This is a genomic window from Sphingomonas silueang (assembly GCF_040049155.1).
In the GTDB taxonomy this organism is placed as follows: domain Bacteria; phylum Pseudomonadota; class Alphaproteobacteria; order Sphingomonadales; family Sphingomonadaceae; genus Sphingomonas; species Sphingomonas silueang.
The window spans coordinates 45110-69152 of the sequence record NZ_JBDZDK010000002.1; the positions used below are offsets into that span (position 1 = coordinate 45110).

Genomic DNA, 24043 nt, shown 5'->3' on the forward strand with positions numbered 1-24043 from the left:
GCGGCGTGCGTTGCGGACCCAACACCCACCCGTTTGGAGAATCCCGCATGAGCCTCGCATCCGCCTTCGGCTTCGGCAAGAAGGTCCGCTACGCCGTCATCGGCGCAGGGGACATCACCCAGCGATCGATGCTGCCGGGCATCAGGAACACCGGCAATTCCAGGCTCGTCACCGTCGTCACCGGCGACCGGGAAAAGGCGGCGGCGCTGGCCGAGATGTACGGCCTCGAGCGCACCTATGCCTATGACGAATATCACGAATTGCTGGCGTCGGGCACGATCGATGCGGTCTATATCGGCACGCCCAACTGGCGGCATGCCGAATTCGCCATCCCCGCGCTGGCCGCGGGCATCCATGTGCTGTGCGAGAAACCGCTCGAAATCTCGACCGACCAGGCCCGCGCGATCCTCGCCGCGCAACAGGCATCGTCGGCGAAGCTGATGACCGCCTATCGCCTGCACTTTGAACCCGGCACGCTCTCGGCGATCGACAAGGTGCGCGACGGGAAGCTCGGCGATCTCGTCACCTTCACCGCGACCTTCAGCCAGTCGCTCGATCCCGACAACCACCGCGCCAGGCACGGGATCGAGGCAGGGCCGCTGTTCGACATGGGGCCATATCCGATCAACGCCATCCGCTATCTGTTCGGCGAGGAGCCGGTGGCGGTGGAATCGGCGGTGGCGACGCGACAGGCGCGCGCGGGCTTCGGCGATCTGGACGATAGCTTCGCGGTGGTGTTGCGGATGCCGGGCGACCGGCTGGCGAGCTTCACCGTCAGCTATTACGCCGGGAACGTCGATCACCTGACGATCTGCGGGACGAAGGGCAGCATCCATATCGACCCCGCCTTCGGCTATGGCGATACCCAGTATCAGACGATCACCACCGGCACCGACAAGGCCGAGGAGAAGTTCAGGCCGACCGACCAGTTCGGCGGCGAGATGAAATATTTCTCCGACTGCATCCTGAGCGGCGACGATCCCGAGCCGGATGCCGAGGAAGGCCTCGCCGACCTGCGGGTGATCGAGGGGATCGTCGAGGCGCTCAGGACCGGTCGCCGGGTCGAGCTGCCGCCGTTCGAGCGTCGTCGCCGGATCAACACCGCGACGCAGAAACAGACGCTCTCGCCGGTCACGCCGCCCGAGACGGTGAAGGCGAAGACGCCGAGCGGCAACTGATCCGCCGCCCCCCTCTTCCCCGGCGGTAGAGGGGGGCCTTGCCGCTATGCCGCCGCGTCCGCCTGTACGATCGCATCGGTCATGCCGTGCGCCGACAGGATCTCGATCCAGTAGCCGTCGGGGTCGGTGATGAAGGCGATGCCCTTCATCCGGCCGTCGTCGGGGCGCTTGCGGAACGGCACGCCCATCGCCTCGAACCGTGCGCAGGCGGCGGCGACGTCGGGCACCGAGATGCCGATATGACCGAAGCCGCGCGGCTCGTCGTTGCCGCTGTGATAGCCGGGGAAATCGGCGTCGTCCTCGGTGCCCCAGTTATGGGTGAGTTCCAGCGTCGTCTCGCGGTTGAACAGGAACCGGGCGCGCTCGGCAGGGTCGGTCGGGATGGTTTCGCCGTCCCGGAGATAGCCGAGGAAATAGAGCGAGAAGGCCATTTCCTCGAAATCCAGTTTCTGGAGCAGCGTCATGCCCAGCACGTCCTGATAGAAGGCGAGGCTGGCACTGGGATCGCGGACGCGCAGCATCGTCTGGTTGAGCGCGAAACCTTGGGTGTCGTGGGGCATGCGATACTCCGGCTGAACGGTTCGCATCGCGCAACGTCCGGCCGTGCGATCCGGTTCAGTTGCCCAGCGCGGCGATCGCCCGGGCGAGTTCGTCCTCGCGAAACGGCTTGGTCAGGCGCGGCAGATCGGCGGGAAGGCCGTCGACCTCGGCATAGCCCGACACGATCAGCACCGGCACGCCGGGAAAGCGGGTCCGGACGACTCCCGCCAGCCATGCCCCCGACGCGCCCGGCATCAGATGGTCGGTGACGACCAGGTCGAACCGGCGGCTGCCCAGCAGGCGTTCGGCCTCAAGCGCGCCGTCCACCTCGACCGTGTCATAACCGATGCTCTGGAGCATGTCGGCGGTGGTCATGCGCACCAGCACCTCGTCGTCCACCACCAGCGCGCGACCGCGGAAGCGGGGCAGGTCGACCGCCTCGCCGGGTACCGCGCGCTCGGCGGCGACGGCGCTGACCGGCAGCCACAGGTCGATGCGGGTGCCGAAGCCTGGCGCGCTGACGATCCGCATCGTACCGCCGAGCTGCGAGGCGAGGCCATGGACCATCGACAGGCCCAGCCCGGTGCCCTTGCCGATGCCCTTGGTCGAGAAGAACGGCTCGATCGCACGCTCGGCGATGTCGGGGGCCATGCCGGTGCCGGTGTCGATCACCGACAGGCGGACATAGCGGCCCGGCGCGACGCCTGCCTCGCGCGTCTCCTCGGTCGCGGGCTCGTCGGCGGCGATGGTGATCCGCCCGCCGCCCGGCATCGCATCGCGCGCGTTGACGCACAGGTTCAGCACCGCCAGTTCGAGCTGGTTGGCATCGGCGGTCGCATGCGGCAGATCGGCAGGCATCATGATCGACAGCGCGACCTGCGGCCCGGTCGTGCTGTCGATCAGCTCGGCCATGTCGTTCACCAATCGCGCCAGATCGACCGGCCCCGCCTGCAACGGTTGCCGCCGGGCAAAGGCCAGCAGCCGGTGGACGAGGGTACGGGCGCGTTCCGCCGACTGCAGCGCGCCGTCGATCAGCCGTGCCTCGCGCGCGGACAACTGCCCGCGCCGCTGCAACAGGTCGAGGCTGCCGAGAATGGGGGTGAGCAGGTTGTTGAAATCATGGGCGACGCCGCCGGTAAGCTGGCCCATCGCCTCCATCTTCTGCGCCTGGCGCAGCGCATCCTCGGCATCGCGCAGCTTCGTCTCGGCGGCGATGCGGTCGGTCACGTCGGTCACGAACTGGAACGCGCCGATCCGCTGCCCCCGGTCGTCGTAGAGGCTGTTGAACTTCATCTCGTACAGGCGCCGCGCCCGTCCCTGCGCCGGGTCGCCGAAGCCGTGGATCGCGGTGAACTCCTCGCCCGCCAGCGCGCGGTCCCAGATCGCGCATACCGCGCGGAGCTGCTCGGGCTGGTCGGCGAGCAGCGTCTTCATACAGTCGCCCACGGCGGGCCGGATGCCGAACACCCGCTCGAACTCGGCGATCCCGGCGCGGTTGATCGCCAGCCAGCGATAGTCGAGGTCGAGCACGTTGACCGTCGCGTCGGTCGTCTCGAGGATCGTCGCCAGCACGTTGCGCTCGGCGGTGCGCTCGGCGACGCGCTGTTCCAGCGTGCGGTTGAGTTGACGCAAATCCTCGAGCGCGGTGGTCAGCTCGGCCTGGCTGCGCTTGAGCGCCGCATCGGACAGGACGCGCGCCGTCGTTTCGTTGGTGAAGATGAACAGCCCGGCGATCGCGCCGTCCCGGTCGAGGATGCGCGAGTAGGAAAAGCTCCACCATGTATCCGCCGCCCCGCGATCGGTATCGAGCTTCCACGGCAGGTCGACGTAACGCGGGCTGTTCCCGGCATAGGCGGCATGGATGATCGGCATCGCCTGTTCGAGGCCGTCGGCCCATACCCGGTCGAACCGCTCTCCCATCGCCCATGGCAGGCGCGGCCCCAGCAGCGGGAAATACGCCTCGTTGAAGAAGAACCAGAGTTCCGGCCCCCAGCACAGGATCATCGATTCGGGCGAATTGACGACGAGACTGAGCGCGGCGCACAGCGCGTCCGGCCACGCATCGGGCGGTCCCAGCGGATGGCCGGACCAGTCGCGCGCGCGGATCATCTCCGTCGCGCGGCCGCCGCCGTTCAGGAAGGGGGCGACCGTCATCGCCTCAGGCGCCCGTCACCGGCCCCGCCGCCAGTCCCTTCGCCAGGGCGCGGGGCACGCGGACCAGCGATCCGTGGCGTGCGCCCTTCGGCATCGCCAGCCGCTCGCCGACGTCGCGCCACGTCCGGAAATCGCGCGTCGCCGCCGCCCCCCAGCGCCCGTCGCGATACACGTCCCAGTAGCAGATCGTCTCGTCGTCCACCCGCGCGGTCATCGGCCCTTCGACCCATGACGGGGTGAACGGCGGCGACAGCGGGGCGAACGGGCCGGTGGCGGATCGGGCGCGGGCGACCTGGAGGTATTTGCGCGGCGGCTGCACCGTCTCGTCCTTCACGATCAGGTGCAGCGCGCCGCCGGGACCGGTGGCGAAGGTGCCGTCGATCACGCTGAACCCCGGATCATAGAGCACGCGCGGCGCGTCGAACGTCACGAAGTCGCGGGTGGTGACATACCACAGCCGATGGTTGTAGCCGGATTCGGAGGTGCCGTCGGTTTCGGGAAAACGCCCCTTGACCGTGCTCGACCAGAAGACGATCCAGCGCCGCGTCCGCGCGTCCCACACCGCCTCGGGCGCCCAGCAGTTGCGCGTGCCCGCCACCGAAGCCATCACGGGAATCGCGCGCTGCGGCGACCAGTGGCGCAGGTCGCGGCTGGTGGCATGGCCGATCGTCACCCCGTCCCATGCCGTGGTCCACAACAGGTGCCAGCGGTCGCCCGGCCCGTGGAACAGGAACGGATCGCGCAGCAGCTTCGCCTCGCCGACCGTCGGCTTCAGAAAGCTCGCCCCGCCTGCCACCTCGCGAAAGGCGAAGCCGTCGTCGCTGATGGCCAGTTTCAGGCCCGCCGCCTCGCCGCGCCCGGTGCCGAAATAGGCGAAGACCAGCGGTTCGGCGCGTGCCGGGCGGGCCAGCACCCCCGCTCCCGGCAACGCCAGCGCCAGTCCGGCCATCGCCGTCCGCCGGTTCACCCCTGACGCCACACTCGGTCCCCTGCACTACCGGCCCCACGCTTGCCGCATGACGGGCGATATCGCAACCATCCGTGTGGGTTAGAGCGTTGCCGGACCGCCCGCCACCGGCAGGGTGACGCGCGCGAGCAGCCCGCCCCCCGCCGCCGCGTCGAGCGTCAGCGCCCCGCCGTAGAGCGCCGCCAGATCGTGCACGATCGCCAGGCCGAAGCCGTGGCCGTCGCCGCGCTCGTCCAGCCGCACGCCGGGGTCGGTCGCGCGGGCGCGGTCGGCGGCGGGGATGCCGGGGCCATCGTCGGCCACCGCGATCGTCACCATGGCACCGTCGCGGACCGCGCTGACGAGGACGGTGGAACGGGCATGCCGCGCGGCATTGTCGATCAGGTTGCCTGCCAGTTCGTCGAGGTCGGCGGCATCGACCGCGACGTACAGGTCGGGCACGTCGGCGACGATCGTCACCCCCCGCCCCCGGTGCAGCGCCCGCACCGCCCCTGCCAGCGCCGCGATCGCCGGGGCGAGTGCGGCGGCGGCGCGGCGATCGACCGCGCCGTCGCGCGCGCGCGCCAGATGGTGGCGGATCGTCGCATCGATCCGCGCTACCTGCCGCCCGCGCGGATCGCCTGCGAGGTCGAGCGCCAGCGTCGCCACCGGCGTCTTGAGCGCATGGGCGAGATTGGCCGCGCTCGCCCGCGCGCTGGCCAGCGCGACGCCGTTGTCGTGGAGCAGCGCGTTCAACTCCGTCGCCAGCGGACGCAGTTCGTCGGGCTGGTCCTCGTCCACGCGCACGGCATTCCCCGCGCGCACCGCCGCCACGCCGTCGCGCAGCGCGCGCAGCGGTCGCAGGCCATAGCGGAGCTGGACCAATGTCGCCGCCGCCAGCAGCAGCGCGACGATCGCCAGCGTTACCAGCAGCGGCAGCATGGCGAGGCGCAATGGCTGGTCGATCTGCCAATGCGGCACCGCGACCGCGATCCGCACCGGCCCGGCGGTGGTCGGCAGCGTCGCCTGAAGCCCATGGATGCGGGTACCGTCCGCCAGCCGTCCCTCGAACGGTCGCGCGCGCTCGTCCCGTTCGAGGGGCGGTAGCGGCGGCGGCGGCCCCGGTGGACCGGGCGGCGGCGGACCGGCCAGGCCTATGTCGCCGATCGCGCCGCCCGGCGTCTCGATCCGCCAGACGCCGTCGTCGCCGATCGCCTGCCCGATCGCGGCACGGCGCAGCAGCGCGCGGTCGATCGTGCCGTCGTCGCGCACCATCGCCCCCGCCAGCCGCAATCGGTCGCCCAGCCGTGCATCGATGTTGCGCGTGACGAAATGTTCCAGCACCTGCCCGATCGCGAACCCCGCGACCGGCAGCGCGACCAATGTCGTCGCCGCCGACAGCGCCAGCATCCGCCCGTGGATCGATCGCGGCAGCCTCATGGCCGATCCGCCGTCAGGCGGTAGCCGCGCCCGCGCACCGTCTCGATCAGCGATGCGCCGATCTTCTTGCGCAGCCGCCCGACGATGACCTCGAGGCTGTTGGAATCGACATCGGCATCGCCTTCATAGACCCGCTCCATCAGGTCGAGCCGTTCGATCACCGCTTCCTTGGCCAGCATCAGCTGCGCCAGCACGCGATGTTCGAGCGCGGTGAGGCGCAGCGGCAGTCCGTCCAGCTCGAACACCCCGGTCTGGCTTTCATAGGCGAGCGGACCGCAGGTGATGCGCGTCGCGCCATGCCCCGCCGCGCGGCGAACCAGCGCGCGCAGCCGCATCATCAGTTCCTCGATCCGGAACGGCTTGGTCAGGAAATCGTCGGCCCCGGCCTTGAACCCGGCGACCTTGTCCGACCAGCCGTCGCGCGCGGTCAGGATCAGCACCGGCAGGGTCCGCCCGCCCTCGCGCCAGCCGCGCAGCACCGCCGTCCCCTCGCGATCGGGCAGGCCGAGATCGAGCACCGCCGCGTCATAGCGTTCGGTATCGCCCAGATGCTGCGCGTCGATGCCGCTCGGCACCAGGTCGACCGCGCATTGCTCCGCGCGCAGCGCCCGCGCGATGGCGGGGCCAAGATCGGGATCGTCCTCGACAAGCAGGATACGCATGGGCCGGCTCGCTATCTCGCATGGCTAAACCGAAACTGAACCGCGGGGTTCAGCGGGGCGCGGGGACGAATCGCCTACACCGGCTTCACCAACGAAGCAGGAGTGAAGATGATGGCAAGATTTGCAGTGACCGGCACGGCCAAGGTGGCGCTGGGCGTCGCGATCGGGCTGGGGCTGGGTGCCGCAGGCGGCGCGGGCGCGGTGTCGCTGACCCGCCCGTCGGTGGAGATGGCACCGACCGTCGCGACCCCGGTGGCGAAGCTCGGCGACAGCAGCGGCGTGGTGACGGTCAAGGGCCGCGTAGCGGAGGTCTATGGCGACCGCTTCGTGGTGCAGGACGCGACGGGGCGGACGATGGTCGATGCCGGGCGCGATGCGGCACCGACGCGCGGCGCGCCGGTGCAGGTGCAGGGCCGCTATGACGACGGTCAGCTGCGCGCCTCCTATCTGGTCGACGGCGCGGGCAAGGTGACGCCGGTCGGCCCGCCGCCACCCCGCCCCGGTCGCCACGGGCCGGGACATGACGGCCCGGCCGCCGGTCCCGGCGCGCCCTGTGCACCGGGTGCCGTCCCGCCGCCGCCCCCCGCCGGTGCGGTACCGCCGCCCCCGCCCGGCGCAGGCGTGACGCCGCCCGCCGCGCCCGGGGCCGTCCCACCGCCGCCGCCGCCGCCCGCACGCTGAAGTCCGGCCGGGGGTGCGATCCCCACCCCCGGCCGTTCGTGTCGGGCGACGTCGAGACACCGTACGCAACACCTGCGGCACGTGCCTCGACCCCGCTCGGGACGAACGGGGGATGGAGCGGCAGCCGAGTCCGCAGCTACGCGCGGCGCCCGATTCCCGCTCCACCCCGCCGCCGGGCGGCGTGAATCGCCTGCGCCACCCGCTTGCCGTGAAAGACAGGCGGGAGCCCGAGCAACGCGACCGGCAGCAGCAACCCTGCCCGCCCCCTTCCGCCATGCCGCGCCGCATCAGGGTTCGAGCGCGATTCCGGCCAAGGCGCATCGCGACGGCATGGCGTGGACCCGCCGCGCGCCACCGGCTAGGCGGGGGCCATGACCGGAATCAAGATCTGCGGCCTTTCGACTCCCGATACACTGGCCGCCGCGCTGTCGGCGGGGGCGAGCCATGTCGGCTTCGTGTTCTTCCCGCCCTCGCCCCGGCACCTGGCGTTCGATCGGGCGGCGGGGCTGGCGGCGATGGTGCCGCCGCAGGTCGCGCGGGTCGGCGTGTTCGTCGATCCCGACGACGCGCTGCTCGAACAGGCGCTCGCCGCCGGCCGGCTGGACGCGATCCAGCTGCACAAGACCGCGCCCGCCCGCATCGCCGCGATCCGCGCCCGGTTCGGGCGCGAGACCTGGGGCGCGGTGGCGGTCAAGACCCGCGCCGATCTCGACGGCGCGCGGGCGCTGGCGGGTGCTGCCGATCGCGTGCTCTATGATGCCAAGACACCCGAAGGCGCGGCGCTGCCCGGCGGGATGGGGCTGCGCTTCGACTGGGGGCTGCTCGACGGGTTCGCGCATCCGCTGCCCTGGGCGCTGTCGGGCGGGCTGGACCCTGCCAATGTCGGGGAGGCGATCCGGCGGACGCGCGCGCCGCTGGTCGACGTGTCCTCGGGCGTCGAAAGCGCGCCGGGCGTCAAGGACGCCGCGCGCATCGCCGCCTTTGCCCGTGCGGTACACGCCGCCTGATCCCTCGACAGGCGCGGCGGCGGGGCGTAACGGACTGCCCCATGAACGCCCCCAATTCCTATCGCGCCCAGCCCGACGAGCGTGGGCATTTCGGTGCATTCGGCGGCCGCTACGTCGCCGAGACGCTGATGCCGCTGATCCTCGACCTCGACCGCGAGTACAAGGCGGCGAAGGCCGACCCCGCCTTCGCGGCGCAGTTCGACGACCTGATGACGCATTATGTCGGTCGCCCCAGCCCGCTCTATCATGCCGAACGGCTGTCGGAGACGCTGCGCGCATCCGCCGAGCCGGGCATGGGCGCGCAGGTATGGTTCAAGCGCGACGAGTTGAACCATACCGGCGCGCACAAGATCAACAACTGCATCGGCCAGATCCTGCTGGCGATCCGCATGGGCAAGACGCGGATCATCGCCGAGACGGGGGCGGGGCAGCACGGCGTGGCCACCGCCGCGGTGTGCGCGCGCTTCGGCCTGCCCTGCGTGATCTACATGGGGGCCAAGGACGTCGAGCGGCAGCAGCCCAACGTCTTCCGCATGAAGCTGCTGGGCGCGGAGGTCCGCCCGGTGACGAGCGGTGCCGCTACCCTGTCCGACGCGATGAACGAGGGCCTGCGCGACTGGGTCGCGAACGTCCACGACACCTTCTACATCATCGGCACTGCGGCGGGGCCGCATCCGTACCCGGAACTGGTGCGCGATTTCCAGAGCATCATCGGGCGCGAGGCGCGCGCGCAGCTGCTGGAGCGCACCGGACGCCTGCCCGACCTGCTGGTCGCGGCGATCGGCGGCGGATCGAACGCGATCGGGCTGTTCCATCCCTTCCTCGACGATCCCGACGTCGCGATGCTGGGCGTCGAGGCGGCTGGGCACGGCCTGGACAAGGACCATGCCGCGTCGCTCGCGGGCGGCTTCCCCGGCATCCTGCACGGCAACAAGACCTATCTGTTGCAGGACGAGGACGGGCAGATCGCCGAGGGGCATTCGATCTCGGCGGGGCTCGACTATCCCGGCATCGGGCCGGAACATGCGTGGCTGCGCGACATCGGCCGGGTCGAGTACGACAGCGCGACCGACACGCAGGCGCTCGACGCCTTCCAGCTGCTGTGCCGGACCGAGGGGATCATTCCTGCGCTGGAACCCGCCCACGCCATCGCCGCCGTTGCGCGCCGCGCGAAGACGATGCGGTCGGACCAGATCATCCTCGCCAACCTGTGCGGGCGCGGCGACAAGGATATCTTTACGGTGGCCAGCGCGCTGGGGGTAAACATCTAAAGCCCTCTCCCCTTCAGGGGAGAGGGTTGGGAGAGGGGGAATGCGAGACGTCGGTTTGACCGAACGGGCCAAGGCCGCGCGCAAAGCCCCCACCCCAGCCGAGCAAAAACTATGGTTCGCCCTCCGCGCCGAACGCTTCGCAGGCGTCAAGTTCCGCCGCCAGAAGGTCATCGATCCCTACATCGCCGACTTCGCATCGAACGTACCGAAGCTGGTGGTAGAGCTCGACGGCCACCTGCATGGAACCACCGCCGCCTATGACGCCGAACGCACCGCCTATTTGACGCAGGCAGGCTATCGGGTAGTGCGCTTCACCAATGCCGATGTGATGCACCATCTCGACGGCGTGCTCAGACAGTTGGAAGACGTTGTGAACAACCCCCTCTCCCAACCCTCTCCCCTGAAGGAGAGAGGGCTTTGACCGCCCGCCTCGCCGCCGCTTTCGCGCAAGGCCGCCCCGCGCTCGTGTGTTTCGTGACCGCGGGCGATCCTTCGCCCGACGCCACCCCCGCCATCCTCGACGCGCTGGTCGCCGGGGGAGCGGACGTGATCGAACTGGGCATGCCGTTCACCGATCCGATGGCCGATGGTCCCGCGATCCAGTCGGCCAATATCCGGGCGCTGGCGGCGGGCACCCGCACCGCCGACGTGCTGCGCATCGCGACGGATTTCCGCGAGCGTCATCCGGACGTGCCGCTGGTGCTGATGGGCTATGCCAATCCGATGGTCCGGCGCGGGCCGGACTGGTTCGCGCAAGGCTGCGCCACCGCCGGGGTCGACGGCGTGATCTGCGTCGATATCCCGCCGGAGGAGGACGACAGCCTCGGCACGACCCTGCGCGATCACGGCATCGCCGCGATCCGCCTCGCCACGCCGACGACCGACGACGCCCGGCTGCCCGCCGTGCTGGCGGGTGCGGGCGGGTTCCTCTATTATGTCTCGGTCGCCGGGATCACCGGCAAGCAGCAGGCGCAGCAGACCTCGATCGACAGCGCCGTCGCGCGACTGAAGGCACAGACCGACCTGCCGATCGCGGTCGGCTTCGGCGTGCGCACGCCCGAGCAGGCCGCCGCCATCGCGACGGTGGCGGACGGCGTCGTGGTCGGCTCGGCGATCGTCGAGATCGTGGCGCAGCACGGCGCGTACGCCGCCGAACCGGTGCGCGCCTATATCGAAACGCTTGCCTCCGCGGTGCGTGGCGCGGCAAAGGACCCCGCATGAGCTGGCTGAACCGCGTCCGCAACGCGCTCCCCTTCGTCGCGCGCAAGGAAACCCCCGATCACCTGTGGCACAAGTGCCGGGGATGCGGGCAGATGATCTTCACCAGGGAATGGGAGGAAAATCTCCACGTCTGCCCGCAATGCGACCATCACGGCCGCATCGGCCCCAAGGAGCGGTTCGCCCAGCTGTTCGACGCCGGGAGCGTCGAGGTGCTGCCCAACCCGCGCGTCGCCGAAGACCCGCTGAAGTTCCGCGACAGCAAGCGCTATGTCGACCGGCTGAAGACCGCGCGCACCGACACCGGCGAACAGGACGCCTTCCAGAACGCCTATGGCACCATCCGGGGCCACGGCGCGGTGATCGGGGTCCAGAACTTCGCCTTCATGGGCGGGTCGATGGGCCAGTTCGTCGGCGAGGCGTTCATCGCGGGGGTCGAGGCGGCGATCGCGCGCGGCGTGCCCTATATCGTCTTCACCGCCAGCGGTGGTGCGCGGATGCAGGAGGGCATTCTCAGCCTGATGCAGATGCCGCGCACGACCGTGGCGATCGAGATGCTGCACGATGCGGGCCTGCCCTATCTGGTGGTGCTGACCGATCCGACCTCGGGCGGGGTGATGGCGGCCTATGCGATGCTCGGCGACGTGCAGATCGCCGAACCCAAGGCGACGCTGGCCTTCACCGGCAGGCGCGTGATCGAGAGCACGATCCGCGAGAAGCTGCCCGACGATTTCCAGACGTCGGAATATTACCGCGACCACGGCCTGATCGACCGCGTGACCCATCGCCGCGACCTGCCCGCCGAACTGGCGCAGCTGATCGAGTTTCTGGGACAGAAGGCGGCGGCGTAACCTGTTGATCCTCCCCGGCACGGGGAGGGGGACCAGCCGCAGGCTGGTGGAGGGGGGCTTCCGCAAGCGCAGCGTTTCGGGGCGATCCCCCGCCACCACCGCTGCGCGGCGGTCCCCCTCCCCGTGCCGGGGAGGATTGAGACATGCCCGATTTCGCGATTTCCACGAACCCGGCGGTACAGGCGCAGCTCGACCGGCTGACGCTGCTGTCGCCGGGTGCCGACATCCTCGGGCTGGAGCGGATCACCCGCCTGCTGGCCCGGCTGGGCGATCCGCACCTTGCACTGCCCCCGGTGTTCCATGTCGCGGGCACCAACGGCAAGGGTTCGACCTGCGCCTATCTCCGCGCCGCGCTGGAGGCGGCGGGATACCGCGTCCATGTCTATGCCAGCCCGCATCTCGTCCGCTTCAACGAACGCATCCGGCTGGCGGGCACGCTGATCGACGATGCCGCGCTCGCCGCGCTGCTCGGCGAAGTGCTCGACGTCGCCGACGGGATCGGGGCGAGCTTCTTCGAGATCACCACCGCCGCCGCCTTCCTCGCTTTCGCCCGCACCCCCGCCGATGCGTGCGTGATCGAGGTGGGGCTGGGCGGACGGCTCGACGCGACCAATATCCTCCCCGCCCCCGCCGTCTGCGGGATCGCCGCGCTGGGGATGGACCATGAGGCGTTCCTCGGCACGTCGCTGCCCGGCATCGCGGCGGAGAAGGCCGGGATCGCCAAGCCCGGCGTGCCGCTGGTGACGCAGGGCTATGCGCCCGACCTCGCAGCAAGGGTGGCGGCGGCTGCCACCGCCGCACGTGCCCCGATCTACCCGCGCGGCGATGCATGGCGTGTCACCGGCACGACCTATCGCGACCGTGACGGCGAACTGACCCTGCCCGTACCGGCGCTGGCCGGGCCGCATCAACTCGACAATCTCGCGCTCGCGACCGCGATGCTGCGACACCAGTCTGCCCTGGATGTCCCCGACGCGGCGATCGTCGCCGCTGCCGCCAACGCCCGCTGGCCCGCACGGATGCAGCGCCTGCGTGCGCGTGGCCCGCTTACCGGGCGGGTCGATCCGCGCCACGGCGTCTGGCTCGACGGCGCGCACAACGAATCGGCCGCGCGGGAAGTCGCCGCCGCATGGCCGGGCATCGCCCGCGGCGAGCCGTCGGCGCTGGTGCTGGGCATGCTCGCCAACAAGGACGCGCGCGCGGTCCTGACCCATCTGGCGGAGGTGGTCGACCATCTGGTCGCGCTGCCGGTGCCGGGTCATGCCCATCATGCGCCGACCGATCTGGCGGCGCTGGCACGGAGCCTCGGCATCACCGCCGAAGTCGCCGCCGACCCGGCGGACGCGCTCGACCGGCTGGTCCCGCGCGCACCCGAATCGATCCTGATCGCAGGATCGCTCTATCTGGCGGGTACCGTGCTGTCCGCGAACGACGAACTACCCGATTGAGGGCGCCCGCCGCGTCTCGCGCTTCCACCGGACCCATTCGAGCAGCACGAACACTACCGCCACCAGCCCCAGCGCGGCGGTGAAGCGGAACACCGGCGCATAGCCCATCTGCTCCACCGCCTCGCCCAGCCCCGCGCGGCCCAGCGAGCCGACCAGCAGCGTCAGCGACGACAGCAGCGCATATTGCACCGCGCTATGCTCCTTGCTCGCGATCGAGGAGAGATAAGCGACATAGGCCGCCCCCGCCAGGCCGCCTGCGATATTCTCGCCAGAGATCGCGACCAGCAGCCGCACCATCCGCGCATCGGCGCCGAGGTTCAGCAGGCCGGTCGCCCCCGCCACCGCATCGATTACCGGCGCACCCGCCGCCAGATCGGCGTAGAGCAGGTTGCTCGCCGCCGCGACGATCGCACCGAGCAGCAACGTCGGCATCCGCCCCAGTGTCGCGAACAGCACGCCGCCGAGCGAGATGCCGAGGATCGTCATGCCGATGCCGAAGATCTTGGACGCGAACGCCACCTCGTCGTTGGTGTAGCGCAGTTCCTCCAGATAGAAGGGATAGGCGAACGGCCCCCAGATCGAATCGCACAGCCGGTAGCTGAGGATCAGCCCCAGCACGATCACCGCGCCGACCCCCAGCCGACCGACCAGTTCGCCGAGCGGCAGGATGAGCGCGCGATAGCCGTGCTCCACCAGCCGGTTGGCAGGTGCCGCTTCCTGCGTCCGTCCGTGCAGCCATGCCGCGACGATCGCGGGCACGACGATCGTCGCGACGATGATCCATGGTCCGGTCAGCCGGGTGAAGTCGCCCGCGCTCGGCGGCGGGGTGCCCGCCGGGACGGCCAGCGCGCGGATCATGAACGCGGCAATGGTGAGGATCGCCCAGCCCCAGCACAGGCCGACGACGGCGAGGCCGATCCGCTTGTCGCGGGACGACGGGCCGACGACCGCCGTCGCCGCTTCCTGTTCGACCGGGCGCGGCGTATCGGGGGCGAACAGGGTAAGGACCAGCAGCACCGCCATCAGCGCGCCCATGATCGCATAGACCATCGGCCAGTCGATCCGCGCCGCCAGCACCAGCGCCAGCGCCCCGCCGACCAGCGCGGCGGACCGGTGGCCCAGCTGGTACGTGGACGACAGGATTCCCAGCGTCGCGTGCTCGTCCGCCACGTCGATCCGCCATGCGTCGATCACCACGTCCTGCGTCGCGGCGGCGAAGGCGCCGATCACCGCGATCAGCGCGAAACTGCCGATCCCCGCCACCGGATCGGTCGCGGCCAGCAGCAGAAAGGTGGCGGTCATCACCGCCTGGCACAGCAATATCCACGACTTGCGCCGCCCGAACCGTTCGAGCAGCGGCAGCCGCAGCCGATCGACCAGCGGCGACCACAGGAACTTGAACGCATAGACGAGGCCGATCCACGACAGCAGCCCGATGGTGGCGAGGCTGACCCCCACCGCGCCCAGCCATGCGTTGAGCGTCCCGATCAGCAGCGTGAACGGCAGCCCGGCGGCAAAGCCGAACGCCAGCATCATGCCCGTCTTGCGATTGGTGAGCCCCATGCGGAGCAGCGCCAGCCCCTTGGGCGCGGTATCGGTCATCCCAGTCCCCTTAACAGGGCGCGACCCTATCGATGGGTGCCGCGCCCGCCAAGCCCATTGAGCCGACCCGCCCTTTGGCCTAACCCGCGTCCATGGCGATGGAGCTGATGCAATGACCGCGACGATCGCGCTGGTCGACGATGACCGCAACATCCTGACCTCGGTCTCGATCGCGCTCCAGGCGGAGGGGTTCGTCACCCGCGTCTATTCGGACGGCGAAGTGGCGCTGAAGGCGTTCGCCGAGAATCCGCCCGATCTGGCGGTGCTCGACATCAAGATGCCGCGGATGGACGGGCTGGAGCTGCTCCGCCGCCTGCGCGAAAAGAGCAACCTGCCGGTCATCTTCCTGACCAGCAAGGACGACGAGCTGGACGAGGCGCTGGGCCTCGCGATGGGCGCGGACGACTATATCGCCAAGCCCTTTTCGCAGCGGCTGCTGATCGCCCGCATCCGCGCGATCCTGCGCCGCACCGAACCGCCGCAGGAGCCGGGCGATGCGGGCACCGAAGCCCCGCAGCCGGTGCTGGAGCGCGGGCGGCTGGCGATGGACCCGGCGCGGCACCGCGTGACGTGGAACGGCGACAACGTCACCCTGACCGTCACCGAATTCCTGATCCTCGAAACGCTTGCCGTCCGGCCCGGCATCGTCAAGACGCGCAACCAGTTGATGGACGCCGCCTATCACGACGACATCTATGTCGACGACCGCACGATCGACAGCCACATCAAGCGCCTGCGCCGCAAGTTCCGCCAGGTCGATCCCGATTTCGACGCGATCGAGACGCTCTATGGTGCCGGCTATCGCTTCGCCGACGATTAGGCCGCCTTCGCGGCCCCTCCCTGACAGGGCGAGGTCGGGTTGGGTTGGGCCGCGGGGGAGCGCTGCGCCCGCCACATCCCTGCCACGATTTCCGTGCGAAAGCATAAGGCTGGCCCCGATCCTGCCGTACCCCCGCGCAGGCGGGGGTCCAGAGCCACGCAAAACAACCGTTTGCGCCCCCGGCCCCCGGCCCCCCGCCTGCGCTGGGGTACGTGGAAGCGACTTTTCCCGAGGATGCCGGTCCGCGACGGGAGACGGTTCCGATGGCCGCCGCTGACCCGATCGACACCCAGCCGCGCGACGAAGGCGCGTTGTCGCTGCGCTGGTCGGGGCGGGTGTCGCTCACCCCGCGCATCCTGTTCGTCAACATCTTCGCGCTCGCCCTGCTGGCGGGGGGGTTCTTCTATCTCGACAGCTATCGCGCGCGGATCGTCGACGGGCGGGTGGCGCAGGCCGAGCGCGAGGTGCGGCTGATCGCCGAAGCGCTGGCGTTGCTTCCGCCGGAGGAACGCACCGACGAGATGGTCTATTTCGCGCGCCAGTCCGGCGTGCGGCTGCGCATCTACGACCGGCGCGGGCGGCTGGTCGCCGACAGCCGGGCGCTGGGGGTGCGCAATTTCCAGCTGGTCGATCCCGACAAGGACGGCTGGCAACAGGATGCCGCGCGCGCGCTCGACGCCGGGATCGATACCGTGGTCGGCAACGAACGCGATCCGCTGTACCGCGAACGCGCGCCGGGGCGCGGCCTGCGCTGGCCCGACGTGGTGACGGTGCGCACCACCGGCGGCACCGCCGCCACCGTGTGGCGCGCGCCCGATCGCACGCCGGTCATCACCGCCGCCGCGCCGCTGCCCGAGGACCGGGTGCTGATGGCCACGGTCAACGCACGCGACATCACGCGCACGGTACGCTCGGAGCGGGTGCGGCTGGGCATCGTGCTGGGCGTTGCGGTGCTGCTGTCGGTGCTGCTGTCGCTGTTCCTCGCCCGCACCATCGTCCGGCCGATGCGGATGCTGGCGCGTGCCGCGATCCGGGTGCGGCTGGGCCGCGACCGCGAGGTCGTGGTCCCCCGCCTGCCCAGCCGCCGCGACGAGATCGGCATGCTCGCCCGCGCGCTGTCGGACATGAGCGGCGCGCTGCGCAGCCGGATCGACGCGACCGAGGCGTTCGCCGCCGACGTGACGCATGAGCTGAAGAACCCGCTCGCCTCGCTGCGATCGGCGGTCGACGGGCTGGGATCGGTGCGCGATCCGGCGCTGCAGGCGCAGCTGCTGGCGATCGTGCAGGACGATGTGCGCCGTCTCGACCGCCTCATCACCGACATATCCGATGCCTCGCGCCTTGACGCGCAGCTCGCCCGCGCCAAGTTCGAGCGCGTCGACCTGACCGCGCTGATCGGGTCGCTGGTCGCCTATCGCAGCGATCGCGGGATCGAACGCGACGTGACGCTGGCGTTCGAGGCGGACGGCCCGCTGGTGGTGCTGGGCGAGGGCGCGCGGCTGGAGCGGGTGTTCGCGAACCTGATCGAAAACGCCATCTCCTTCTCGCCGCCGGGCGGCACGGTGCGGATCGGCGGCGGCGACGACGGCGATCTGGTCGAGATCGACGTCGAGGACGAAGGACCGGGCGTGCCGGAGGCGGAGCGCGAGGCGATCTTCCGCCGATTTCATTCGGTGCGGCCGGGGGGCGAGGCGTTCGGGCAGCATTCGGGGCTCGGCCTTGCCATCGCCCGTACGATCGTGGAGGGGCATGGCGGCATGATCGCGGTCGAATCCCGCAAGCACGCCCAGGGGGGCGCACGCTTCGTCGTCCAGCTTCCCGCCGCGCCCGCGCCATGAGGGACGCTGCGCCGATCCATGCCTGTTGCGTGGCGATCGCGGGGCGCGGCGTGCTGATCGCCGGGCCGTCGGGGGCGGGCAAGTCCGACCTGAGCCTCCGCCTGATCGATCGCGGCGCGGTGCTGGTCAGCGACGACTACACCACCTTGGCGCGCGACGGCGACCGGCTGCTCGCCGAACCGCCCGCGACGATCGCCGGGCGGATCGAGGTGCGCGGCGTCGGCATCGTCGCGCTGCCACATGTCGCGCCGGTGCCGGTCGTACTGTACATCGCCGCCGCCGATGCGCCGCCGCGGCTGCCGACGGCGGACACGATCGACCTGCACGGCGTTTCCGTGGCATATGCCGCACTTGCGCTGCGCGAGGCGTCGGCGCCGCTCAAGGTGGAGCTGTTGATGGCAAGGATAGCGTCATGACCCGTTCCCCGATCCTGCTCGTCACCGGCATGTCGGGCGCGGGCAAGTCCACCGCGCTGCGCACGCTGGAGGATCTCGGCTGGGAAGTGGTCGACAACCTGCCGCTGCGCCTGCTCGAGGGGTTGCTGGCGATCGGCACGCGCGACACCGAACGCCCGCTCGCGGTCGGGCTGGGGCCGCAGACGCGCGGGTTCGACGCGAAACAGATCGTGCAGGCGATCACCGACCGGCCCGACATGGGGCTGAGCATCCTGTTCCTCGACTGCACGTCGGTCGAACTGGAGCGCCGCTACAACGAAACCCGCCGCCGCCACCCGCTGGCGCAGGATCGCCCGGCGATGGACGGTATCGCGCAGGAACGCGCGCTGCTGGGGCCGCTGCGCGACTTCGCCAACCGGCTGGTCGATACCACCGCCTTCTCCGCCAGCGACCTTGCCCACTGGGTCCGCGACACCTTCACCCCCGACGGCGGGGGCGAGCCGGTACTCAGCGTCATGTCGTTCGGCTTCTCGCGCGGGGTGCCGCGCGATGCCGATATCGTGCTCGACATGCGGTTCCTGCGCAATCCGCACTGGGACCCCGAACTGAAGCCCGGCACCGGGCGCGATCCCGCCGTCGCCGCCTATGTCATGGCAGACCCGGCCTATGACGCCGCCATGGCCGCGATCGAGACGATGCTGGCGACGCTCCTCCCGCGCTACCGGGCGGAGGGCAAATCCTATGTCACGGTCGCGTTCGGCTGTACCGGCGGGCGGCACCGCTCGGTCCATGTCGCCGAACGCATGGGGGCATGGTTGCGCGAACGCGGATTTTCGCCCACCATAGCACATCGCGACCTTGGCACCGCGCCGCAGGATTCGCTGGACGGCGCGGTACAGGCGCCATGAGGCATGTGGGAACGACGACGGACATGATCGGCCTGGTACTGGTGACGCACGGGCGCCTCGCCGAGGAGTTCGTGCGGGCGATGGAACATGTCGTGGGGCCGCAGGAGCGGATCGCCACGGTGTGCATCGGCCCCGAGGACGATATGGAGGAGCGCCGCGCCGACATCGCCGCCGCGATTCACCAGGTCGATACCGGGCGCGGGGTGATCGTGCTGACCGACCTGTTCGGCGGCACCCCCTCCAACCTCGCCATCTCGCTGATGGAAGCGGGCCGGATAGAGGTGATCGCAGGCATCAACCTGCCGATGCTGATCCGCCTCGGCGGCGCGCGCAAGGCGATGAAGGTCGTGGAAGCCGTCGCCGCCGCGCGCGAGGCGGGGCGAAAGTATATCTCGGTCGCATCCGAAGTGCTGGGCGAGGCGGCGGCATGAGCGTCAGCCGCACCGTGCAGATCACCAACCGCCGTGGCCTCCACGCCCGCGCCTCCGCCAAGTTCGTGACCTTGGCCGCCGCGCAGCCGATCGAGGTCAGCGTGGAAAAGGACGGATCGCGCGTCACCGGCACGTCGATCATGGGGCTGATGATGCTCGGTGCGGCCAAGGGCGACCACATCACGATCAGCGCGGCGGGCGACGGTGCGGACGCGGTGGTGGGGCAGCTGGTGCAGCTGGTCGAGGATCGCTTCGGCGAGGATTGAGCCTTGGCGCCCCTCCCCCAATTTTTTGGGGGTAGCGGCCGCTTGCGTCGAACCCTAGCGCCAACCGCCATGGCAAGCCACGCAACCGGCGGCGTCGAGGCGCTGACCGACAAGGAAAAGCAGACGCTGCGGCTGATCGTGCGCGGGCACGACGTGAAGTCGATCGCGACCACGCTCGGCCTGTCGGTGCACACGATCAACGAACGCCTGCGCGACGCGCGGCGCAAGCTGGCGGTATCGAGCAGCCGCGAGGCAGCCCGGCTGCTGCTGGCAGCGGAGGAAGCGGCCCCCGAAAAGTCTGCGGACAGACTAAGCGGGGATGACGTGTCGCCCGCCTCCGTCGATCCCGGTGCCGCGCCGATCGTCGGCGTCGGGACGGCACGACGCCGCTCCCGTTTCCTCATCGGAGCGATCGTCATGCCCCTGATGCTCGGCCTGCTGGCCCTGACCCTGTCCCCTGCAACGCAGCAAACGCCGCCGCCCCCGCCGGCAACCCTGCCGGCCACCCCAGCCCCCGAAGCTGCCAAACGTTTCCTGCTACTGGTCGACCAGGGACGCTGGGACGACAGCTACCGGCTGTTCGGCGTCGCCTTCCGCAAGCTGAACACGGCCGAGGTGTGGGCAAAGGTGTCGGAGAAGGTCCGCACCCCGCTCGGCCAAGTGCAGTCGCGCGAGCTGATCGGCGAGGAATATCTCCCCGCCCCGCCCTATGGCTATCAGGTGGTCAAGTTCCGCACCCGCTTCGCCGGGAAAGCCGAACCGCAGGTCGAGACGGTGACGCTGGATCAGGAACAGGACGACTGGCGCGTCGTCGGCGTCACGATCGGCTGAGCGTCACCCCCGCAACCGCCGCTCCTCCTCGACCATGTAATCCCGCGTCAGCGGGAGCGCCCAGCGGTTGCGGGTCAGTTGCACCTGGTAATTGACCATCCCGCCGTGGCGGAACGCCGCCGCCGCGCCCGCGAGGTAAAAGGTCCACATCCGGTAGAAGCGCTCGTCGTACAGCGCGACGATCGCGTCCTTCGCCGCCACGGTGCGGGCGTACCAGTGATCGATCGTCAGCGCGTAATGCACGCGCAGCACCTCGATATCGCTGGCGATCAGCTTGGTGCCCTCATAGCCGCGCACGATCTCCGACAGCGCGGGGTTGTAGCCGCCGGGGAAGATGTACTTGGTGGTGAAGGTGTCGGTGACGCCCGGCACCCCCATCCGCCCGATAGTATGGAGCAACATGACGCCGTCGTCGGTCAGCAGGTCGCGGCACTTGCGGAAGAAGGTACCGTATTGCGGCGGCCCGACATGCTCGAACATCCCGACCGAGACGATGCGGTCGAACCGCCCCGTCACCGCGCGATAGTCGATCAGCTCGAACTTCACCTTGTCGGCGACGCCCGCCTCCTCGGCGCGACGGCGGGCGACCTTGATCTGCTCTTCGGACAGGGTGACGCCCAGCACCTCCGCGCCGGTCTTCTGGTGCAGGTACAGCGCCATCCCGCCCCAGCCGCAGCCGATGTCGAGCACGCGCATGCCGGGCCGGACGCCCAACTTGGCGGCGATATGCGCCTTCTTGTCCGCCTGCGCCTGTTCAAGGCCGTTGTCGGCGTCGGTGAAATAGGCGCAGCTATATTGCAGGTCGCTGTCGAGGAAGAGCGCGTAGAGCCGGTCGGACAGGTCGTAGTGATGCGCGACGTTGCGCTTCGACCGACGCGCCATGTTCACCCGGTCCACCCGGTGGCGCACCGCGTCGAACAACCGGATCGGCAGCGAGGGCTTCAGCCCGCCGCCCCGGCCCCATGGCGTGTTCCCGGTCAGCAGCTCGATCAGGTCGCGGATATCGCCGCGGTCGATCACCAGCTCGCCGTCCATGAACGCCTCCGCCGCGCCCAGCGCGGGGTGGCGGACGATCCGTCCGGCGGCGCCGGGGGTGGTGAAGCGGATCGCGACGTCGGGAAATGCGGGGTCGGGGGCGCCGAAGGTGACGCTGCGTCCATCGGCATGGGTCAGGGCGAGCGTACCACGCCGGACGGTGCGGGCGAGGAAGGTATCGATCAATGCCATGGCCGCTTCGTTAGGAAGCGAATGTGGCGATGCGGGGGCGGAAATATCCGCCCCGCAAGGCAATCAGCCGATCTGGCCGAGGCACCAGCGCAGGATCGCCTTCTGCGCATGGAGGCGATTCTCCGCCTCCGGCCAGATCAGCGACTGCGGCCCGTCGATGACCTCGGGCGTCACTTCCTCGCCGCGATGCGCGGGCAGGCAGTGGAGGAACACCGCATCCGGCTTCGCATGCGCCATCAGCCCGGTCGTCACCTGGTACGGGGCCATCGCCGCCAGCTTGGCCTCGGCATGCGCCTGTCCCATCGATACCCAGGTGTCGGTGACGATCACGTCCGCATCCCGCACCGCCGCGACCGGATCGCGGGTGATGCGCGCGCGGGCACCTGCCGCCTCGATCACCTCCGGCGCGGGATCATAGCCCTCGGGACAGGCGGCGACGACGTCGAAGTGCATCAGCGCGCCCGCCTCGACGATCGAATGCAGCACGTTGTTGCCGTCGCCCAGCCACGCCCATTTCAGGCCGGGCAGCGCCTTGCCCGCCTCGATCACGGTCAGCAGGTCGGCGACGATCTGGCACGGGTGCGAATGGTCGGTCAGCCCGTTGATGACCGGCACGCTGGCATAGCGCGCCATCTCGTCCAGCTTGGCGGGATCGTCGGTGCGCACCATGATCGCGTCGCAATAGCCCGACAGGACGCGGGCGGTGTCCGCCACCGTCTCGCCGCGCCCGAGCTGGGTCGTGCCCGCATCGAGCACCAGCGCGCTGCCGCCCAACTGGCGCATCGCCATGTCGAACGACACGCGGGTACGGGTCGAGGATTTCTCGAACACGCATGCCAGGGTATGCCCGGCGAGCGGCGCATCGGCATCGGCACGCCCCTTGGGCCAGCCCTTGCGCGCCGCCTTGGCGGCCAGCGCATCGTTCAGGATCGCGGCGATGCCGTCGGCACCGGCCGAGGCGAGATCGAGGAAATGGCGCATCTTGGGTAAATCCTCCCCGGCACGGGGAGGGGGACCGTCCGCAGGACGGTGGAGGGGGACCTCCACCCACGCTGCGCTATGGGGCGATCCCCCTCCACCATGCTTCGCATGGTCCCCCTCCCCGCGAGCGGGGAGGAGCTTCATATCAATCGTCGGTCACCGGCACGTACACCCGCGCCGCCGCCGACAGCTTCTCCACCGCTTCCGCGATATGGCTTTCGTCGATCACCAGCGGCGGCAGGATGCGCACGACATTGTCGCCCGCGGCCACCGTCAGCAGCTGGTGCTGATCGCGCAGGTGCGCGACGAAGCGGCGGCTGTCCGACTTCAGCTTGACGCCGAGCATCAACCCCATGCCGCGGACCTCCTGGAACAGGTGATCGTGGTTCGGGATCATCTGTTCGAGGGCGCCGCGCAACCGGTCGCCCATCGCCTTCACATGCGCGAAGAAGCCGTCGTCCAGCATCAAGTCGAGCACCGCCTGCCCCGCCGCCATGGCGAGCGGGTTGCCGCCATAGGTCGAACCGTGGGTGCCGAACACCATGCCCTTGGCCGCTTCCTCGGTGGCAAGGCACGCGCCGAACGGGAAGCCGCCGCCGATGCCCTTCGCCGCCGAGACGATATCGGGCGTCACGCCATACTGCTCGTGCGCGAACAGCGTGCCGGTACGGCCGTAACCGCACTGCACCTCGTCCAGCACCAGCATCAGGCCGTGCTCGTCGCACGCCTTGCGCAGGCCGGTCAGGAACTCCGGCGTCGCGGTGCGCAGGCCGCCCTCGCCCTGCACCGGCTCGACGAGGAACCCGGCGGTGTGATCGTCGATCAGCGCCAGCGCGCCTTCGAGATCGTTGAACTCGGCATATTTGAAGCCAGGCAGCAGCGGCTCGAACCCGTCGCGCATCTTCGACTGGTTGGTCGCCGAGATGGTGCCGAGCGTGCGGCCGTGGAACGCCTGGTTGAAGCAGATCAACGTGTTGCGCTCGGGGTTGCCGTTGGCGAAGTGGAACCGCCGCGCGGTCTTGATCGCGCACTCGACCGCCTCCGCGCCCGAATTGGTGAAGAACACCGTGTCGGCGAAGCTGTTGTCGACGATCCGCTGCGCCAGCGCCTCGCCTTGGGGGCTGCCGTAGAGGTTGCTGACGTGCATCAGCGTCGCGGCCTGTTGCTGGATCGCCTTGGTCAGATGCGGGTGGCCGTGGCCCAGCGCGTTGACCGCGATCCCCGCGGCGAAATCCAGATACTGCGTGCCGTCCTCGCCGTACAGGTAGCAGCCCTCGCCTCGGACCGGACGCACGCCGCACCGTGGGTAGACGGGCATGAGCGCGGGGGTCGTCATCGAACTGCTCCT

General features: G+C 70.0%; 24 protein-coding genes. 15 read left to right on the plus strand and 9 right to left on the minus strand.

Annotated elements, in window-relative coordinates:
* The first annotated feature begins 47 nt into the window (after positions 1-47).
* Positions 48-1178, plus strand: coding sequence for a Gfo/Idh/MocA family protein (locus ABLE43_RS02215; protein ID WP_348976845.1), 1131 nt, complete (start codon positions 48-50; stop codon positions 1176-1178).
* Between the two features lie 44 nt (positions 1179-1222).
* Here the strand turns inward: ABLE43_RS02215 and gloA are convergent, their stop codons facing one another.
* From gloA to ABLE43_RS02240, 5 genes are all read right to left on the minus strand, one after another.
* Positions 1223-1738 (minus strand): lactoylglutathione lyase, encoded by a 516-nt coding sequence (gene gloA, locus ABLE43_RS02220; protein WP_348976846.1) that lies wholly within the window; start codon positions 1736-1738, stop codon positions 1223-1225.
* A gap of 55 nt (positions 1739-1793) precedes the next feature.
* Positions 1794-3872: a PAS domain-containing sensor histidine kinase gene (locus ABLE43_RS02225; protein WP_348976847.1), complete on the minus strand. Its 2079-nt coding sequence runs from the start codon at positions 3870-3872 to the stop codon at positions 1794-1796.
* Positions 3873-3876: 4 nt separating this feature from the next.
* On the minus strand, positions 3877-4839 hold the full coding sequence (locus ABLE43_RS02230; RefSeq protein ID WP_348976848.1) for a glycoside hydrolase family 43 protein: 963 nt from the start codon (positions 4837-4839) through the stop codon (positions 3877-3879).
* A gap of 81 nt (positions 4840-4920) precedes the next feature.
* Positions 4921-6258, minus strand: a complete 1338-nt coding sequence (locus ABLE43_RS02235) for an ATP-binding protein (protein ID WP_348976849.1) — start codon at positions 6256-6258, stop codon at positions 4921-4923.
* Positions 6255-6920, minus strand: a complete 666-nt coding sequence (locus tag ABLE43_RS02240) for a response regulator (RefSeq protein ID WP_348976850.1) — start codon at positions 6918-6920, stop codon at positions 6255-6257. The genes ABLE43_RS02235 and ABLE43_RS02240 overlap by 4 nt, the downstream gene beginning before the upstream one ends.
* Before the next feature lie 111 nt (positions 6921-7031).
* On the opposite strand from ABLE43_RS02240, the gene ABLE43_RS02245 reads away from it, so the two are divergent.
* The 7 genes from ABLE43_RS02245 (at position 7032) to ABLE43_RS02275 (ending at position 13396) form a co-directional block, all read left to right on the plus strand.
* Positions 7032-7601, plus strand: coding sequence for a hypothetical protein (locus ABLE43_RS02245; RefSeq protein ID WP_348976851.1), 570 nt, complete (start codon positions 7032-7034; stop codon positions 7599-7601).
* 371 nt (positions 7602-7972) lie between these two features.
* Positions 7973-8608, plus strand: a complete 636-nt coding sequence (locus ABLE43_RS02250) for a phosphoribosylanthranilate isomerase (protein ID WP_348976852.1) — start codon at positions 7973-7975, stop codon at positions 8606-8608.
* Positions 8609-8649: 41 nt separating this feature from the next.
* On the plus strand, positions 8650-9879 hold the full coding sequence (trpB, locus tag ABLE43_RS02255; RefSeq protein WP_348976853.1) for a tryptophan synthase subunit beta: 1230 nt from the start codon (positions 8650-8652) through the stop codon (positions 9877-9879).
* A 40-nt stretch (positions 9880-9919) separates the two neighbouring features.
* Positions 9920-10300 carry an endonuclease domain-containing protein gene (locus ABLE43_RS02260; RefSeq protein WP_348976854.1) on the plus strand — a complete coding sequence of 127 codons (381 nt, stop codon included), beginning with the start codon at positions 9920-9922 and terminating at the stop codon, positions 10298-10300.
* Positions 10297-11100, plus strand: coding sequence for a tryptophan synthase subunit alpha (trpA, locus tag ABLE43_RS02265; protein WP_348976855.1), 804 nt, complete (start codon positions 10297-10299; stop codon positions 11098-11100). The genes ABLE43_RS02260 and trpA overlap by 4 nt, the downstream gene beginning before the upstream one ends.
* Positions 11097-11948, plus strand: coding sequence for an acetyl-CoA carboxylase, carboxyltransferase subunit beta (gene accD, locus ABLE43_RS02270; RefSeq protein ID WP_348976856.1), 852 nt, complete (start codon positions 11097-11099; stop codon positions 11946-11948). Before trpA ends, accD begins: the two co-directional genes overlap by 4 nt.
* A 143-nt stretch (positions 11949-12091) precedes the next feature.
* Positions 12092-13396 (plus strand): bifunctional folylpolyglutamate synthase/dihydrofolate synthase, encoded by a 1305-nt coding sequence (locus ABLE43_RS02275; RefSeq protein ID WP_348976857.1) that lies wholly within the window; start codon positions 12092-12094, stop codon positions 13394-13396.
* Here the strand turns inward: ABLE43_RS02275 and ABLE43_RS02280 are convergent.
* Entirely contained in the window at positions 13385-14998 is a 1614-nt protein-coding gene (locus ABLE43_RS02280) for an AmpG family muropeptide MFS transporter (protein WP_348976858.1), read from the minus strand. The genes ABLE43_RS02275 and ABLE43_RS02280 overlap by 12 nt on opposite strands.
* Before the next feature lie 112 nt (positions 14999-15110).
* On the opposite strand from ABLE43_RS02280, the gene ABLE43_RS02285 reads away from it, so the two are divergent.
* From ABLE43_RS02285 to ABLE43_RS02315, 7 genes are all read left to right on the plus strand, one after another.
* Positions 15111-15818 carry a response regulator gene (locus tag ABLE43_RS02285; protein WP_348976859.1) on the plus strand — a complete coding sequence of 236 codons (708 nt, stop codon included), beginning with the start codon at positions 15111-15113 and terminating at the stop codon, positions 15816-15818.
* 263 nt (positions 15819-16081) lie between these two features.
* Positions 16082-17656, plus strand: coding sequence for a sensor histidine kinase (locus tag ABLE43_RS02290; RefSeq protein WP_348976860.1), 1575 nt, complete (start codon positions 16082-16084; stop codon positions 17654-17656).
* Entirely contained in the window at positions 17653-18072 is a 420-nt protein-coding gene (locus ABLE43_RS02295) for an HPr kinase/phosphorylase (RefSeq protein WP_348976861.1), read from the plus strand. Before ABLE43_RS02290 ends, ABLE43_RS02295 begins: the two co-directional genes overlap by 4 nt.
* The gene (rapZ, locus tag ABLE43_RS02300; RefSeq protein WP_348976862.1) at positions 18069-18959 is read left to right on the plus strand and encodes an RNase adapter RapZ; all 891 of its coding nucleotides are present in this window, start codon (positions 18069-18071) and stop codon (positions 18957-18959) included. Before ABLE43_RS02295 ends, rapZ begins: the two co-directional genes overlap by 4 nt.
* Positions 18960-18982: 23 nt before the next feature.
* On the plus strand, positions 18983-19390 hold the full coding sequence (locus tag ABLE43_RS02305) for a PTS sugar transporter subunit IIA (protein WP_348976863.1): 408 nt from the start codon (positions 18983-18985) through the stop codon (positions 19388-19390).
* Positions 19387-19656, plus strand: a complete 270-nt coding sequence (locus ABLE43_RS02310; RefSeq protein WP_348976864.1) for an HPr family phosphocarrier protein — start codon at positions 19387-19389, stop codon at positions 19654-19656. The genes ABLE43_RS02305 and ABLE43_RS02310 overlap by 4 nt, the downstream gene beginning before the upstream one ends.
* Before the next feature lie 69 nt (positions 19657-19725).
* On the plus strand, positions 19726-20487 hold the full coding sequence (locus ABLE43_RS02315; RefSeq protein WP_348976865.1) for a helix-turn-helix domain-containing protein: 762 nt from the start codon (positions 19726-19728) through the stop codon (positions 20485-20487).
* 3 nt (positions 20488-20490) lie between these two features.
* Here the strand turns inward: ABLE43_RS02315 and ABLE43_RS02320 are convergent, their stop codons facing one another.
* The 3 genes from ABLE43_RS02320 to ABLE43_RS02330 all read right to left on the minus strand — a co-directional run bounded on the left by ABLE43_RS02320 (position 20491) and on the right by ABLE43_RS02330 (position 24031).
* Positions 20491-21714: a class I SAM-dependent methyltransferase gene (locus ABLE43_RS02320; protein WP_348976866.1), complete on the minus strand. Its 1224-nt coding sequence runs from the start codon at positions 21712-21714 to the stop codon at positions 20491-20493.
* 63 nt (positions 21715-21777) lie between these two features.
* Positions 21778-22695: an ornithine carbamoyltransferase gene (gene argF / locus ABLE43_RS02325; RefSeq protein WP_348976867.1), complete on the minus strand. Its 918-nt coding sequence runs from the start codon at positions 22693-22695 to the stop codon at positions 21778-21780.
* Positions 22696-22840: 145 nt separating this feature from the next.
* Entirely contained in the window at positions 22841-24031 is a 1191-nt protein-coding gene (locus ABLE43_RS02330; protein WP_348976868.1) for an aspartate aminotransferase family protein, read from the minus strand.
* Positions 24032-24043 lie beyond the last annotated feature (12 nt).

Excerpts from the sequence above, each read along its gene's own strand:
- ABLE43_RS02215 (WP_348976845.1), top strand. The coding sequence starts at position 48 with ATGAGCCTCGCATCCGCCTTCGGCTTCGGCAAGAAGGTCCGCTACGCC.
- gloA (WP_348976846.1), bottom strand. The coding sequence starts at position 1,738 with ATGCCCCACGACACCCAAGGTTTCGCGCTCAACCAGACGATGCTGCGC.
- ABLE43_RS02225 (WP_348976847.1), bottom strand. The coding sequence starts at position 3,872 with ATGACGGTCGCCCCCTTCCTGAACGGCGGCGGCCGCGCGACGGAGATG.
- ABLE43_RS02235 (WP_348976849.1), bottom strand. The coding sequence starts at position 6,258 with ATGAGGCTGCCGCGATCGATCCACGGGCGGATGCTGGCGCTGTCGGCG.
- ABLE43_RS02240 (WP_348976850.1), bottom strand. The coding sequence starts at position 6,920 with ATGCGTATCCTGCTTGTCGAGGACGATCCCGATCTTGGCCCCGCCATC.
- ABLE43_RS02245 (WP_348976851.1), top strand. The coding sequence starts at position 7,032 with ATGGCAAGATTTGCAGTGACCGGCACGGCCAAGGTGGCGCTGGGCGTC.
- ABLE43_RS02250 (WP_348976852.1), top strand. The coding sequence starts at position 7,973 with ATGACCGGAATCAAGATCTGCGGCCTTTCGACTCCCGATACACTGGCC.
- trpB (WP_348976853.1), top strand. The coding sequence starts at position 8,650 with ATGAACGCCCCCAATTCCTATCGCGCCCAGCCCGACGAGCGTGGGCAT.
- ABLE43_RS02260 (WP_348976854.1), top strand. The coding sequence starts at position 9,920 with ATGCGAGACGTCGGTTTGACCGAACGGGCCAAGGCCGCGCGCAAAGCC.
- accD (WP_348976856.1), top strand. The coding sequence starts at position 11,097 with ATGAGCTGGCTGAACCGCGTCCGCAACGCGCTCCCCTTCGTCGCGCGC.
- ABLE43_RS02275 (WP_348976857.1), top strand. The coding sequence starts at position 12,092 with ATGCCCGATTTCGCGATTTCCACGAACCCGGCGGTACAGGCGCAGCTC.
- ABLE43_RS02280 (WP_348976858.1), bottom strand. The coding sequence starts at position 14,998 with ATGACCGATACCGCGCCCAAGGGGCTGGCGCTGCTCCGCATGGGGCTC.
- ABLE43_RS02285 (WP_348976859.1), top strand. The coding sequence starts at position 15,111 with ATGACCGCGACGATCGCGCTGGTCGACGATGACCGCAACATCCTGACC.
- ABLE43_RS02290 (WP_348976860.1), top strand. The coding sequence starts at position 16,082 with ATGGCCGCCGCTGACCCGATCGACACCCAGCCGCGCGACGAAGGCGCG.
- ABLE43_RS02295 (WP_348976861.1), top strand. The coding sequence starts at position 17,653 with ATGAGGGACGCTGCGCCGATCCATGCCTGTTGCGTGGCGATCGCGGGG.
- rapZ (WP_348976862.1), top strand. The coding sequence starts at position 18,069 with ATGACCCGTTCCCCGATCCTGCTCGTCACCGGCATGTCGGGCGCGGGC.
- ABLE43_RS02305 (WP_348976863.1), top strand. The coding sequence starts at position 18,983 with ATGATCGGCCTGGTACTGGTGACGCACGGGCGCCTCGCCGAGGAGTTC.
- ABLE43_RS02310 (WP_348976864.1), top strand. The coding sequence starts at position 19,387 with ATGAGCGTCAGCCGCACCGTGCAGATCACCAACCGCCGTGGCCTCCAC.
- ABLE43_RS02315 (WP_348976865.1), top strand. The coding sequence starts at position 19,726 with ATGGCAAGCCACGCAACCGGCGGCGTCGAGGCGCTGACCGACAAGGAA.
- ABLE43_RS02320 (WP_348976866.1), bottom strand. The coding sequence starts at position 21,714 with ATGGCATTGATCGATACCTTCCTCGCCCGCACCGTCCGGCGTGGTACG.
- argF (WP_348976867.1), bottom strand. The coding sequence starts at position 22,695 with ATGCGCCATTTCCTCGATCTCGCCTCGGCCGGTGCCGACGGCATCGCC.
- ABLE43_RS02330 (WP_348976868.1), bottom strand. The coding sequence starts at position 24,031 with ATGACGACCCCCGCGCTCATGCCCGTCTACCCACGGTGCGGCGTGCGT.